Origin of the sequence: Prochlorococcus marinus XMU1404, assembly GCF_017696175.1 — a bacterium.
GTDB lineage: Bacteria > Cyanobacteriota > Cyanobacteriia > PCC-6307 > Cyanobiaceae > Prochlorococcus_A > Prochlorococcus_A marinus_X.
Genome location: NZ_JAAORE010000003.1, coordinates 226,779 through 240,278 on the forward strand (window position 1 = coordinate 226,779; position 13,500 = coordinate 240,278).

Consider the following 13,500-nt stretch of genomic DNA (forward strand, 5'->3'; position numbering starts at 1 on the left):
ATAAAGATATGTATTACCCTAATTTTTTCAAAAGACTTCTGAGCAGCTTAATCATTGGCGGGCAAGCAATTAATTTTATCTTTAGAGGTAAAATTTCCAAAAATGATCTCTTTGACCAACTTATGGAGTCAGGTCCTGGAAGTTTGTTAATTGTATTAATTACAGGAATTGCCGCAGGTACAGTTTTTAATATACAAGTTGCATCACAACTTACCAGTATGGGGGTTTCAAGTGAAATTGGAGGTTTATTAGCAGTTGGCATGGCGAGAGAAATGGCTCCTCTTCTAACTGCTACTTTAATGACTGGAAAGGTTGCCACTGCCTATGCTGCTCAACTAGGCACTATGAAAGTCACAGAACAAATTGAGGCAATAACCATGTTAAGGACGGAACCAGTCCAATATTTGGTAGTCCCAAGGTTACTTTCGATGGTAATAATGTCTCCTATACAGTGTCTTTTATTTTTATCTGTGGCTTTATGGAGTGGACAAATTTGGAGCACAATTTTTTATAAAGTTCCTCCAATAGTTTTTTGGACATCTGTAAGATCAGGTAATGTAAGTTTAACCAGCACAGACTTAACTTCAATGTTAATAAAATCTGTGGTGTTCGGATTACTTATTTCAATCATTGCTTGTGGATATGGACTTACAACTAAAGGTGGTCCAAAAGAAGTTGGAACAAGTACAACAGGTGCAGTTGTAATGACTCTCGTTACTGTATCTTTAATGGATGTATTACTAACACAAATTTTATTTGGATGATTCTATGTTTAACACTAAATCAAAAAAAGAGGAACCAGTAATAATATCTCCATCATTTCAATTGCCAATCATTCTAATAGTTTTAAGTTTTATGCTTTTGTTTTTGAATATTGGTTCTTTGCCTACAATAGTTTTTGCTTCTTTTAGCTTTTTTTTATTACTTCAGTCATTCACCTTAAGAATAAAAATAACAAATGATGATTTTATCGTTTTACAATTAGGGAAAGAGATTAGAACTTTTCCATTCAAGAACTGGATATCATGGAAATTCTTTTTCCCTATAATCCCAGGTATTTTTTATTTTAGAGAAAAGTCCAGTCCTCATTTATTACCAATTTTATTTAATCCAAAGCAATTAAAAGATGAGCTCATAAAAAAAGTTGACTCCCTGGAGATTAAAAATTCTTAAAATTCAGACTTTGCCTAATCATCAAAATTATTTAAATGACCAATACAGAAATTTCCAACAATAATCCTGAAAAGGAATTAATAATAGATAAGTCAATTTCAAATGATAAAACCAAACAAATTAGTAAGAAAAATACAACGCAAAATAAAAAAATTACACCAAAAAACGATAAATCGACTAAATCTTTCGATGAAATTTCTAATGAAATTTTTAGAGATCTTGTTTCAAAAAAAGACTCTTTAGTTAAAGAAATAAAAGAGTTAGAAACAAAAAAAATTGAAATAGAAAAAGATATTGAGTCAAATTTCAAAGGACAGTCAGATAATATTGCTAAAAGAGTTAAAGGCTTTCAAGAGTACTTAACTGGAGCTTTGCAGAATCTTTCACAAAACGTAGAGAAACTTGAATTAGTTTCTCAACCAATAATCGTAAAGCCTTCTCCCCTTGATGAGAGAAAGCAAAACAAAAGCACAAATAATGTAGTTAATGTTCCTGCTCTTTCTGAAACATTTAAGCCAGATGAAGAGATTATAAAAAGTTGCTTTACAAATTTCACAGAACAACCTGACTTTTATGCAGAACCTTGGAAATTAAGACGGAGTCTTGATTCATCAGATATAGAAATTATGGATGATTGGTTCTTTAATATGGGCGGAAGAGGTTCTCTTGAAAGTAGAGGGTCTCGACAAAAAAATGCCTTGTTATCAGCAGGTTTAATATCTATTCTTGGCGAATTATATGGAGATCAGTTTCAGACTCTTATTTTAGCTTCGCAGCCTGAACGATTAGGTGAATGGAGAAGAATTCTTCAAGATTCACTTGGTCTCACAAGGGATGACTTTGGACCTAATAGTGGGATTGTTCTTTTTGAAAGGCCTGAAGGTGTAATAGAAAGAGCTGACAGATTAGAAGCCAATGAAGAATTACCATTTATTATTATTGATGCAGCAGAAACATCTGTTGAAATTCCAATACTTCAATTCCCATTATGGCTTGCATTCGCTGGTTCAGATAATGAAATTTACGATGATCTTGAACTAAACTAATCTTTATGAATATTTTAATAATTTTTGTAAGTTATCTCTTAGGATCTTTTCCTACTGGTTTTTTAACTGGAAAATATCTCAAAAATTTAGATCTAAGAACAATAGGCTCTGGATCTACAGGTGCCACAAATGTCTTGAGAAATGTAGGAAAATGGCCAGCACTTTTTGTTTTTATCATTGATGTTGGGAAGGGTGTTATTGCTGTAAAAATTGCTCAGCATTACACAGACCAAGGATTAATAGAAGTAATAGCAGGCATATCCGCTATCACAGGACATATATGGCCAATATGGCTTGGAGGGAAAGGAGGAAAAGCTGTTGCTACTGGACTAGGCATGTTTTTAGCCCTTTCCTGGAAAGTTGGACTTGCTTCTCTTGGGATTTTTTTAATCGTATTAGCAAAAACTAAATTTGTATCTTTATCAAGTATTTCAGCTGCGATCTTACTTCCTTTGTTTATGTTTTTTTATCTAGGTAATATTATAAATTCATACTTTTTTATTAGTTTAATTGTGGCGTTTTTAGTTATCTGGAAACATAGAACTAATATAACAAGATTGATTAAAGGAGAAGAATCTAAAATTAATCAGAATTAATAGATTTGAAAATTTCTATAAGAGCTTTATTAGGATCTAAAGCTTTGGATATTGTTCTACCAATGACCAATTTAGAAGCACCATTATCTATAGCCTCATGGGGAGTCATAATCCTATTTTGATCATCTGCACTATCGATCTTTAATCTAATGCCCGGTGTTATTAGTTCAAAATTATTTTTATAAATCGATCTCAATATTTTTACTTCCCATGGGGAGCAAACGCATCCATCTAATTCAGCATCAAAAGACAATTTCGCAAGTCTCAATACATTATCTTCAATTGAATTTTTCCTATCGAGATCAGTTTGAAAATCTTTAAGAGAAAAACTTGTTAATACAGTTATACCAACAACTAATGGAGGTTTTACATTAGCGACGGTCGCTCCTTCAAAAGATGCTTTTTTTGAATACTTAAGAGCTTTAAGACCTGCCGAAGAATGAATAGAAATTATATCAACCCCTAATTTTGAAACTTGATAACATGCTGCACTCATGGTATTTGGAATATCATGAAATTTTAAATCTAAAAATATCTTTTTATTTAAACCTTTCAAAATTTCAATAGCTCTTGGACCTTCCCTAACAAAAAGCTCTAAACCAACTTTCACCCACTTAATACTAGGACATCTTTCTAGAAGTAATTTTGCTTGATTAAGATCTAGACCATCAATTGCCAATATTATTTTATCTTCTAAATTAAATCTATTTTTCATTTATAATCAGTTTTCAAACCTTTTAATGATTTTTTTTCCAATTTGCAAAATTTTACCTTCTAAATCTTTTTTTGATTCAAAAACTAGATTTGGATCGATTACTTTCTGGCTATCAATCTTAACTCCACCACCTTTAATAGATCTTTTCGACTCACTGCTAGATTTAAATAATTTTAAAGCACTTAACAAATAAAAAAATTTAACAGGAAAAACTATTTCTTTTAAAGAAATCTCTGGTATTTCTCCAACTTTCTCTTTATGTCCAAGGAATAATTTTTCGCAGTTGGATTGTGCTTTTAATGCTTCTTCCGCGCCATGGAATAAAGTAGTAACTTCTAAAGCCATTCTTCTCTGCAATTCACGAGGATTCATGTCATTAAGTACATTTAGATCTAATTCAGTGAGTAATTCAAAGTAGGTGGGTATTATGTTATCGGGAACTTTTTCTAACTTTGAATACATTGAAAGAGGATCTTCAGTTAAACCTACGGTGTTAAATTCAGATTTACTCATCTTCTTAATTCCATCTAAGCCTGTCAAAATTGGCAACAGAACACCAAATTGAGGTTCTTGTTTAAAGTGCCTCTGAAGATCTCTTCCTATTGCAATATTAAATTTCTGATCTGTACCTCCCAGCTCAATATCTGATTGAACAACTACCGAATCATAACCTTGCAATAGTGGATATAAAAATTCATGCAAAGCAATTGGAACTTGTGAAGTATATCTTTTATTAAATTCTTCCTTAGCTAGCATTTGGCTAACTGTTGAACTGCTCATTAATTCAATTATCGAATTAAGATTTAATCCTTTTAACCATTCACTATTATATCTGATTTCTATTCTCTCTTTTGAATCAAAATCTAAAATAGATTCATTAGCTGTTTTACCCATTCCAAGTTGGTTTAAATATGTTTTTGCGTTCTCCCTAACTTGTTTTTCAGATAACTGCACTCTTGTTTTATTTTTTCCAGTTGGGTCACCTATTTGTGCTGTAAAATCGCCAATGATTAAAACTGCAATATGTCCATTATCTTGGAATGCCCTAAGCTTTTTAAACAATATGCTGTGTCCAAGGTGAATATCGGTTCCAGTTGGATCGATTCCTAACTTAACCCTTAATTTTTTATTATTTTTTTTTGCATGATCAAATATCTCCGAAAAAGTTTGATCTATTCCCTTAACTGGAAAGTACTCGTCTATTCCTCTTGAGAGCCATGACGGCAATATTAATTGATCGGACATTAAGTTTTAACCGTTAAGTTTAAGAAGTTTTATCAAGTTCATCCTTCATTCTTATTAGGGTTTTATTCATCTGCTCAAACATCTGATCAGGAGTAATACCAAACTGGCTTAACTGAGTTTTTAATTGCTCTACTGTCATTTTTGCTTGAAAATCTTCAGACAATTCAAATCTCTTCATAAAAACCTTATAACGATCCATAAGAGATTCCATCTTTTTTATAAACATTTTTTTCCCCTCTCTATCAAATTTGCCATAATCAGAACCAAGCTTCATGAGGTCTTGGTAATCAGTAAAAAGCTTTTTAGCTTCTTCTTGCACAATGTCTGACTCAAAAAATCCCATTTCTATTTTTTAACTTCACAAGATTAAGGCTCAATTACAAGATAACAAGAATCTTTTCAATTGATTAGAACATTAATAAAATTTTAGTTTAAAAATAATTCTCTGATAAATATTTATTCAGAATTAAATTTAATAGAAATGATTTATAATTTTTGGAATACTTCAACTCAAATAACATTTCAAAACAAAATAGACAATTTGAATTATTTGGTTCAAATACAAATACTGCAATTAATATTCAAAATACAAATAATTTAAAAATCAAATGTGAAACCTTAATTGAATGGCGAAATCAAATACATAATCACCAACTCAAAATTTCAGAAGATAGTTACGATAAAACTCTTCAACAAACAATTCTTCCTTTAAACAATATTTTCAATGAAAAAAAAATTGATCCGTTTTCCCTACAACCTTTATCACTAAACTTCTGGAGAACTAATCAACATATACATGATGGTCCAGCAATGTATTTTGTAATTGACAATATGGTAAGTTCTAAAATAATCCTTTACATAGGAGAAACAAATTCAGCAAATAGAAGATGGAAGGGAGAACATGACTGTAAAAACTACTTAATGAACTATAAAGAAGCCCTAGCTAATAACAACCTCTCAAGTCACCAAGATATACGTTTCTTCTTAGATGTACCTAAAGAAGTAAAATTAAGGCGTAAATTAGAACAGCAACTGATATATTTATGGTTACCACCTTTTAATAAAGAAACCAGAGATAGGTGGACAACTACTTTCACAAACAACTAAAAATTTATTTAATCCCTTTTACAAATGCAATTTTCTACATTCCAAAAAAATCTAGATAACTGGCAAGGTCCTTCATTAATTTTTGGAGTTTTAGAAGAAGAAATAGCAAACCAACTTGAAAAATTAAATTTTGTTGTTGACTCAAAATTATTACTAAAAAAAGTTACTCAAAGAAAATTTAAAGGAGAAAAAGGAAAAACTTTAAGCTTTGAATTTTTAGATCAAAAATTAGAAACTTTAATCATTGTTGGGCTTGGAAAATCAAAAGACCTTAACAAAAGTGATATAGAAATCTCCATAGGAAATCTAATTAGGAAGATTGTTGATAAAAACGAGAAAATCAGCATATTGTTGCCTTGGGAATTAATAAATTCAAAAATAGAAATAAATCAATTAGCAGAGTCAGCCAGATTATCTGCTTATAAGGACAATAGATTCAATAAGAAAAAAGATGAAAAGAAAGTTCTTAAAGAAATTGAATTTTTGAATTTAAAAAAATTTGAAAATATTAGCTTTGAAGAGTCAGAAAAAATATGTGAAGGTGTAGAACTAGCCAGAAGACTTGTAGCTGCCCCTCCAAATAGCCTTACGCCTCTAGAAATGTCTATGCAAGCTACTCAAATAGCTAAAGATCATGGCTTGGAAGTAAAAATTTTAGAGTCAAAAGAATGTGAAGATTTAGGAATGGGTGCATATCTAGCTGTAGCAAAAGGATCTGATCTTGATCCTAAATTTATACATCTAACTTTGAAATCAGAGGGGCCTATAAAAGAAAGGATTGCTCTTGTTGGGAAAGGTTTAACCTTTGATTCTGGAGGTTACAATCTGAAAGTAGGGGCATCTCAAATTGAAATGATGAAATATGATATGGGCGGCAGCGCAGCAGTTTTAGGAGCAGCAAAAGCACTTGGAGCTATCAAACCAAAAGGCCTAGAAATTCATTTTATTGTGGCATCATGTGAAAACATGATAAATGGATCTGCTGTACATCCAGGAGACGTAGTTAAAGCATCTAATGGCAAGACAATTGAAATAAATAACACCGATGCAGAGGGCAGACTAACATTGGCTGATTCTTTAACTTACGCATCAAATTTAAAACCAGATTCAATCATAGATCTTGCCACCTTAACAGGAGCAATTGTTATTGCATTAGGAAGTGATGTAGCAGGATTCTGGAGTAATAATAATGATTTAGCAAATGATCTAAAAACTGCATCAGCCGAAGCTGGAGAAGAATTATGGCAAATGCCTTTACAAAAATCCTATAAGGAAGGGTTAAAGTCTCATATAGCTGATATGAAAAATACAGGTCCAAGAGCAGGTGGATCAATAACTGCTGCTTTGTTTCTCGAGGAATTCTTAAATGAAGATATAAAATGGGCTCATATCGATATCGCAGGCACTTGTTGGACTGATAAAAATAAGGGGATTAACCCATCAGGTGCAACCGGTTTTGGAGTTAAAACTCTTGTTCAATGGATTAAAAATAAATAATAATATTTAAAATCATTCAGACCAAGGATTATTTGATCTAGCGTTATTCCCCCATAACTTATCCAATTTCTGATCTCTCCCACAGGAGTATCTATAAAACTTATATTTTAATTCATTTCTCTCAGCAAAATCCTGATGATATTCTTCAGCTAACCAAAATTGACCTCTTGGTTTTAATTCAACATATATTTTTTCTAATGGCAATCTCAATTCATTAGATGCTGAAACAATTGCATTTTTTGCATAAGTTTCCTCTATTTTATCTTTGAAAAAAATCACTGGCCTATAAGAATCTCCACGATCACAAAATTGCCCATTACCGTCCAGCGGATCAATATTTCTCATATATAGCCTAAGTATTTCGGCCAAACTTACAAGTTGGGAATCATAATTAACCAAAACAACTTCTTGATGACCGTCATGATTTTCGTAAGTAGGATTTTGGGAATCTCCTCCAGAATAGCCACTTTGCACAAAATTTATCCCTTTAAAAGACTCTAAATCGTGTTCTAAACACCAAAAACACCCTCCCGCAAGAATCAATTCTTCTGCGAAGGTATTTATAGGGTTAAGAAAAATTGAAAAAGCAATTATTAAAGGTAAAAAATATTTCATCACTTAATTATAAGGTTCAAATAATTGAATTAATGATTTCTTTGGCGGCTCTATCAACTACTCCTTCCTCTCCTAATTCTTTTTTTAAAAGAGCATACCCTTTTTTGATTTTTGCTTTTTCTGATTTCAGATCAAGAAGCCTGCAAGCTTTATAAAAAATTTTCTTTTCATTAAAATTTTTCTGGACAAACTCTGCTATTATTGATTTTTTCATTAAAAGATTCACAGGAGAAATAAATCTCACTTTAAAATTCAGAATTTTTCTTGCAATAAAAGCTGTAACTCTACTCACTTTATATCCAACAACCTGTGGTATACCGTATAAAGCTAATTCCATATTAACTGTACCTGATTTGCATAAAGCTAGTTTTGTTAATGAATAAATATAAGGTTTCAATTCAGAATTATCTTGCTGAGAGATAACCTTACCTTTGATTCCATATTTTTCTAAACCCTTTCTAAATTTTTCATCAAAAGCACTCCTACAGGATGGAATACAAACAACAAGACTTGGGTATTTTAGTTGCAATTGTTTTGCAGTTTTCAAAAATGTTGGCAATATGTACCTCAACTCTTGTGGTCTTGATGCAGGCATTAAAAGTAAAATATTCTGGTTATTTCTAAGTTTAAGAATTGTTCTAGAAACTTTCTTAGAAGGAAGTTTTTTTGTTAAATCAATCATTGGGTGTCCAACCCAAAAAACATTTCCACCCCTCCTTTTATAGAAGTTCGCTTCCTGCTTAAAAATCGCAAAAATTTTATCTGAAAAATTAATTAAATTTGTAGTGCTATTATTACCAACTCTCCACGCCCATTCTTGAGGAGCAATGTAGTAGTAAATTGGAAGAGTATTTTTCGATCTTTTTAATTTATTCCCAATACTAATATTTGGCCCCATATAATCAATCAAAATTAAGCAATCTGGAGGATATTTTTTTAGTAATTTATATAATCTTCTTTGAATTCTTATTGTGGGAAGAAGAAGAGGCAAAGCCTCCCAAATTCCTATTGCACTAATTGATGTAGTATCTTGAAGAATTTTTACACCTTCTTTCTTCATCCTTTCCCCACCTAATCCGCAAATTTCTAAATCTAAAGATTTTTTCATTGCTTCATCAAATAATGCTTTTGACAATAAACTCCCATGTAAATCTCCGGAGACTTCTCCTGTACTGATAAATATTTTTTTGTTCATTAATTTATAAAGGCATTGGACCGCGTCTTTCTTTCGAGATTGAATCTTTTAAAAAATTACATAATTTCATTGAAGCATTATCTAACTTACTTTTTTTTGCGATTTCCAATGCTTCAGACATTACATTATTGGATTTAAAAAGTAAATTCCACGTACTTTGCAAAATTTTTAAATCAACATCATTATTTTCCATCAAACCACTTCTTTTAATACCAATTCTGTTCAAACCTCTTAGTCTCCCAGGATGACCTTCTGCTATACAAAAAGGTGGTACATCCCTATCCACTCTAGTCATTCCTCCAATCATTGCTAAATATCCAATATGTACAAATTGATGAATACCTAAACAGCCACCAATAATAGCTTTATCTTCAACCTTTACATGGCCAGCAACTTGCACACTATTAGATAAAACTATCCCATTACCAAGTTCACAATTATGACCTATATGAGAATAAGCCATTAACAAATTATTATTGCCAATAATAGTTTTTTCCCCTTCATCAGTTGCTTTATTAATAGTTACACATTCTCTAAAAGTATTATCATCTCCAATAATGACCTCTGTAGGAGCTCCTCTATATTTAAGATCTTGGGGATCTTGACCTATAAAAACATTTGGGAAAACCTTATTGTTCCTTCCTATTTGAGTCTTTCCAGTAATTACAGCATTCGGTCCTATCTCTGTCCCTTTCCCAATAGTCACGTTAGGGCCAATAACAGCTCCTTGAGAGATAAATACTCCATCATGCAATTCTGCATTTGAGTCAACAAAAGCATTTGGGTGTACTTGTACACCTTCAAAGTTTTTCTTTAATTCATTATTTTTATTCTTCATATTACTAATCAACCAAGGAAAACATTAATTCTCCGGCACAAGCCAACTTCCCATCTACGTGTGCCTCTCCTTTTACCTTGCCAAATCTTTTTCTTTTTATACTCAATAATTCACAAGTAATTATCAATTGATCTCCAGGTACAACAGGTCTTCTGAATTTAACATTATTTATTCCAGCAAAAACGAAAAGTCCTTTAGGAAGGTCAGGCATTTGAGTTACTATTATTCCTCCAACTTGAGCCATCGATTCAACAATAAGGACCCCAGGCATTAATGGTCTCTCAGGAAAGTGGCCTTGAAATTGCGGCTCATTTATAGTTACATTTTTTACTGCGACGGCACGCTCACCAGGAATATGCTCAATTACTTTATCCACTAGAGCAAAAGGATATCTGTGAGGTAATAAACCTAATATTTTCTCAGAGGAGAGTTGATTATTTTCACTGGATAATTTCTTTTCCAAAGCAATAAAGATAAAGTTAATGTTTTAGCGATGAGGCCAATAAAGCGTTTAAAGAATGTGATCCTTTATAAACTAAAATTTGGGCCTTAGGTAACCCTACCAAAGCCAAGTCCCCAATAAGGTCCAAAATTTTATGTCTTATTGGTTCATTATCAAATCTTAATGGTGGATTAACCCATCCATCACCATCACAAACAAGGGCATTTTCCAAACTTCCACCCTTTATTAATCCAAGTTCACTCAACTCTTGAAATTGATCCTTAAAGCCAAAAGTTCTTGCTGGAGCAATCATTTCAACAAAACTTTTTGGATTTAAATCAATCACAAAAGTTTGATCACTAATTGCTTTATAGGGAAAACTTATGGTTGATATAATTGTAGTTTTTTCAGAGGGGGTTGCTGCTATAACTGAGCTTTTTTTATTTAAAATTATGGATTTATTAATCGCCCGAAAAAAATTATCTGGTTTAGGAGCCTTTTTTATCCCTACTTCCTCAAATTCTTTAACCCACTGAATCGCTGAACCATCTAAAAGCGGGATCTCTCTCCCATCTACTTCAATATGTATATAACTTAATCCACACCCAGCCATTGAAGATAATAGATGTTCAATAGTGTATAAATTTCGTCTTCCTAATTTAACCGCCGTACAAAGCATCGTACTTCCTATTAAATCTTGAGTTAGCTTAAAAATATCGTTGGGTTTATCCTTAAAAGAAACATAATATCCTTCTTTTTCGTAAGGAGAAATTGTTACCCTTGTTGAATCTCCACTATGAAGACCTATCCCTTCTCTGGTAATGGTACCAGCTAAGGTATAGCAATAATCATAATTAGTAGGCCAAGAAAACACTTAAAACTTCCATCCCACTCCAAGTGTATATCTCCAATCTCCACTTAGTTCTTTACTAGCAACATCTAATCTTAATGGACCAATTGGGGTTTTAACTCCAACTGAACCTCCAAGCGAATAGCCAGAACCTGATTTCTTTAATAATTTTCCGGGTTTTCCTGGAACATTCTTTTGAGAGCCTAAATCACTTCCTGCATCAACGAATAAAGCTCCAGTTATCATTCTCCAAACAGGGAATCTATACTCTATGGTACCTTCAACAAAACTTTTACTTACAGCTAGATCACAAGATCCCCAACCTCTAACTGATGATGTTCCTCCCATACAAAATGCTTCATAAGGAGGCAATTCCCCAACAATTGTTCCTCCCGTAAAGTGAAAACCAATAGCCTGAGGACAATCTTCACTACTTTCATTACTAGACCTACATGCTTTGGTTAAATTTATCAACTTTATTGGGATAAAAGATGAATAGGAGGCTTTCATTCTATTGAAAGTTGGAGAGTTTTGACCCATTGAAACAAATTGTTCAGTACCAAAGCTTAATTTGTTTCCTGAAGTTGGATTTACAGAATTATTCAAATTATTTCTAGATGTACTTGCAATTAAACTAACCAGTGTATTTTCTTCAGGACAGGTGCCATCACTAGGAGTAAATCCAATACATATAATATCGCTTATATTACCGGTTGTTGGTGTCATATCACCATAAGGTTTTTTGTTGCCATCACCATCAATCATCTTTACTTTCTTGAAATTCATCCCTGCAAGAACTCTCCATTTGGCAATTTTAAATGGATCCCCATCATTAAATGGTCTTGAGAAAGAAAATCCACCTCCTGTTTTTTCTAGAACTATTGATGAAAAAGTATCAGCTGTTGAAGTAGTTGTATCATTTACAGCATAAATACGTCCATTATCTTCACTTTTAAATTCCTGTGGATAATTTCTACTTAGAAAAATATTTGTTCTAAAAGAAGTTTTATATTTATCTCCTTTAATCCATGGGTCATATATAGAAAAATTATAGGTTGTTGAATATTCTCCAAAATTTAGATTGAATTTTGTAGACCAAGCTCTGCCTAGTGCATTAGTTTCCTGCAAACCAATAGTGGCAAAGACACCTGCACTATTACTATAACCAAGACCACCTGTTAATGATCCTGTTCTTTGCTCGCTCAAATCTAAGAAAATTATGACTTGACCAGGATTTAAATTATCTGGGCCAAGAGATACCTTTACATCATCAAATAATGATGTGGCATAAAGTCTTTTGATATCAGCTTCTAAAATTTTTCTATTAAAAATAGTACCAGGCTGTGTTTTTAACTCTCTATTTATAACCCAGTCTTTTGTTTTCCCTTTTCTAGGTTTCCCATCGACAGTAGATTCACCATCAGACCCAAGAAATCTTAACTTTACATCAGATATAATTCCCTCAGAGACTTTTAATGTTACTATCCCATTTTCGGAAATTCTGTCAGGTCCATTGATTCTCACTAAAGAATAACCCTTACTTTCATAATGCTTTTTAATAATTTTTATCTTGTTTTGCAATTCATTTAGGTTAAGAGTTGTGCCATAAAAATTTTTAAAAATATTATTTACATATGAATTAGAGATTACAGAATTCAATGGTTCAAGTTCAACTTTTGTCAAAATTGGATTGGGCACTACATTTACAATTATCCTTACTCCTAACGGGCCATCTTGAGAATTTATTTTAACTCCTGAAAACCAACCACTAGCATAAATTGCATTTAAATCTTTGTTTAAAATTCGATTATTAACAACACTTCCCGGCTTTATACTCATAGAATCATATGCAGCTAATTCAAGTTTCCTGCCCTCAGGATGATTTTCCCAACCTTTTATAATTATTTCTGAAATAAGAACACTTTCTTGCTTAGTATTCTTTTCATTTTCTGCCATAAAGAAATTTTTCTGTTGTTTAATATCAAAACCTTGAATTAAACCATCTTGAATATTTTGTATTTCTAAAGTTGAGATCGATTGCTCAAAGTCATTTGACAAATACTTAGCCGCTAGTTCTGAATTATTTGATATCAAAATCAAAGGAGAACAAGCAATATTCGTGAAAACCTTTTTAAATTTTAAAAAATGTTTTTGCATAGTATTTTTCATTATGGGAATAAA

At 32.1% G+C, this 13,500-nt stretch carries 15 protein-coding genes; 6 read left to right on the forward strand and 9 right to left on the reverse strand.

The window, feature by feature from the left end; all coding sequences use genetic code 11:
- Window positions 1-8 precede the first annotated feature (8 nt).
- The 4 genes from HA144_RS07480 to plsY are packed head-to-tail and all read left to right on the forward strand — an operon-like array spanning window position 9 to window position 2,815.
- Entirely contained in the window at window positions 9-764 is a 756-nt protein-coding gene (locus HA144_RS07480) for an MlaE family ABC transporter permease (protein WP_209043454.1), read from the forward strand.
- Window positions 765-768: 4 nt separating this feature from the next.
- On the forward strand, window positions 769-1,173 hold the full coding sequence (locus HA144_RS07485; RefSeq protein WP_012008209.1) for a DUF3119 family protein: 405 nt from the start codon (window positions 769-771) through the stop codon (window positions 1,171-1,173).
- 35 nt (window positions 1,174-1,208) lie between these two features.
- Window positions 1,209-2,219, forward strand: coding sequence for a DUF3086 domain-containing protein (locus tag HA144_RS07490; protein ID WP_209043455.1), 1,011 nt, complete (start codon window positions 1,209-1,211; stop codon window positions 2,217-2,219).
- A gap of 5 nt (window positions 2,220-2,224) precedes the next feature.
- Window positions 2,225-2,815, forward strand: a complete 591-nt coding sequence (gene plsY / locus HA144_RS07495; protein ID WP_209043456.1) for a glycerol-3-phosphate 1-O-acyltransferase PlsY — start codon at window positions 2,225-2,227, stop codon at window positions 2,813-2,815.
- Here plsY and pyrF read toward each other — a convergent pair.
- From pyrF to HA144_RS07510, 3 genes are read right to left on the reverse strand one after another with little or no spacing between them, the layout of a single operon-like run.
- A complete protein-coding gene (gene pyrF, locus HA144_RS07500) occupies window positions 2,802-3,530 on the reverse strand; it encodes an orotidine-5'-phosphate decarboxylase (RefSeq protein ID WP_209043457.1) in 729 nt (242 codons plus the stop codon). The genes plsY and pyrF overlap by 14 nt on opposite strands.
- A gap of 6 nt (window positions 3,531-3,536) precedes the next feature.
- Window positions 3,537-4,775: a tyrosine--tRNA ligase gene (gene tyrS / locus HA144_RS07505; RefSeq protein WP_209043458.1), complete on the reverse strand. Its 1,239-nt coding sequence runs from the start codon at window positions 4,773-4,775 to the stop codon at window positions 3,537-3,539.
- Between the two features lie 19 nt (window positions 4,776-4,794).
- Complete coding sequence (locus HA144_RS07510; protein WP_209043459.1) at window positions 4,795-5,118, reverse strand: DUF1825 family protein; 324 nt, start codon at window positions 5,116-5,118, stop codon at window positions 4,795-4,797.
- A 152-nt stretch (window positions 5,119-5,270) separates the two neighbouring features.
- Between HA144_RS07510 and HA144_RS07515 the strand changes: the two genes are divergently transcribed.
- Window positions 5,271-5,882, forward strand: a complete 612-nt coding sequence (locus tag HA144_RS07515; protein WP_209043460.1) for a hypothetical protein — start codon at window positions 5,271-5,273, stop codon at window positions 5,880-5,882.
- Between the two features lie 24 nt (window positions 5,883-5,906).
- A complete protein-coding gene (locus HA144_RS07520) occupies window positions 5,907-7,379 on the forward strand; it encodes a leucyl aminopeptidase (protein ID WP_209043461.1) in 1,473 nt (490 codons plus the stop codon).
- A gap of 12 nt (window positions 7,380-7,391) precedes the next feature.
- Here the strand turns inward: HA144_RS07520 and msrA are convergent, their stop codons facing one another.
- From msrA to HA144_RS07550, 6 genes are read right to left on the reverse strand one after another with little or no spacing between them, the layout of a single operon-like run.
- Window positions 7,392-7,994, reverse strand: a complete 603-nt coding sequence (msrA, locus tag HA144_RS07525; protein ID WP_209043462.1) for a peptide-methionine (S)-S-oxide reductase MsrA — start codon at window positions 7,992-7,994, stop codon at window positions 7,392-7,394.
- A 16-nt stretch (window positions 7,995-8,010) separates the two neighbouring features.
- Window positions 8,011-9,189, reverse strand: a complete 1,179-nt coding sequence (gene lpxB / locus HA144_RS07530; protein ID WP_209043463.1) for a lipid-A-disaccharide synthase — start codon at window positions 9,187-9,189, stop codon at window positions 8,011-8,013.
- A gap of 4 nt (window positions 9,190-9,193) precedes the next feature.
- Window positions 9,194-10,027 carry an acyl-ACP--UDP-N-acetylglucosamine O-acyltransferase gene (gene lpxA, locus HA144_RS07535; RefSeq protein ID WP_209043464.1) on the reverse strand — a complete coding sequence of 278 codons (834 nt, stop codon included), beginning with the start codon at window positions 10,025-10,027 and terminating at the stop codon, window positions 9,194-9,196.
- Window positions 10,028-10,031: 4 nt separating this feature from the next.
- Window positions 10,032-10,490 carry a 3-hydroxyacyl-ACP dehydratase FabZ gene (gene fabZ / locus HA144_RS07540; protein ID WP_209043465.1) on the reverse strand — a complete coding sequence of 153 codons (459 nt, stop codon included), beginning with the start codon at window positions 10,488-10,490 and terminating at the stop codon, window positions 10,032-10,034.
- A gap of 16 nt (window positions 10,491-10,506) precedes the next feature.
- The gene (gene lpxC, locus HA144_RS07545; RefSeq protein ID WP_209043466.1) at window positions 10,507-11,343 is read right to left on the reverse strand and encodes a UDP-3-O-acyl-N-acetylglucosamine deacetylase; all 837 of its coding nucleotides are present in this window, start codon (window positions 11,341-11,343) and stop codon (window positions 10,507-10,509) included.
- Entirely contained in the window at window positions 11,344-13,476 is a 2,133-nt protein-coding gene (locus HA144_RS07550; protein WP_209043467.1) for a BamA/TamA family outer membrane protein, read from the reverse strand.
- Window positions 13,477-13,500: the final 24 nt, after the last annotated feature.

What these genes read in the sequence shown, in the direction of transcription:
- msrA (WP_209043462.1), bottom strand. Translation starts at nt 7,994, where the DNA reads ATGAAATATTTTTTACCTTTAATAATTGCTTTTTCAATTTTTCTTAAC.
- HA144_RS07550 (WP_209043467.1), bottom strand. Translation starts at nt 13,476, where the DNA reads ATGCAAAAACATTTTTTAAAATTTAAAAAGGTTTTCACGAATATTGCT.
- HA144_RS07485 (WP_012008209.1), top strand. Translation starts at nt 769, where the DNA reads ATGTTTAACACTAAATCAAAAAAAGAGGAACCAGTAATAATATCTCCA.
- pyrF (WP_209043457.1), bottom strand. Translation starts at nt 3,530, where the DNA reads ATGAAAAATAGATTTAATTTAGAAGATAAAATAATATTGGCAATTGAT.
- HA144_RS07490 (WP_209043455.1), top strand. Translation starts at nt 1,209, where the DNA reads ATGACCAATACAGAAATTTCCAACAATAATCCTGAAAAGGAATTAATA.
- tyrS (WP_209043458.1), bottom strand. Translation starts at nt 4,775, where the DNA reads ATGTCCGATCAATTAATATTGCCGTCATGGCTCTCAAGAGGAATAGAC.
- lpxB (WP_209043463.1), bottom strand. Translation starts at nt 9,189, where the DNA reads ATGAACAAAAAAATATTTATCAGTACAGGAGAAGTCTCCGGAGATTTA.
- HA144_RS07520 (WP_209043461.1), top strand. Translation starts at nt 5,907, where the DNA reads ATGCAATTTTCTACATTCCAAAAAAATCTAGATAACTGGCAAGGTCCT.
- plsY (WP_209043456.1), top strand. Translation starts at nt 2,225, where the DNA reads ATGAATATTTTAATAATTTTTGTAAGTTATCTCTTAGGATCTTTTCCT.
- HA144_RS07510 (WP_209043459.1), bottom strand. Translation starts at nt 5,118, where the DNA reads ATGGGATTTTTTGAGTCAGACATTGTGCAAGAAGAAGCTAAAAAGCTT.
- HA144_RS07480 (WP_209043454.1), top strand. Translation starts at nt 9, where the DNA reads ATGTATTACCCTAATTTTTTCAAAAGACTTCTGAGCAGCTTAATCATT.
- lpxA (WP_209043464.1), bottom strand. Translation starts at nt 10,027, where the DNA reads ATGAAGAATAAAAATAATGAATTAAAGAAAAACTTTGAAGGTGTACAA.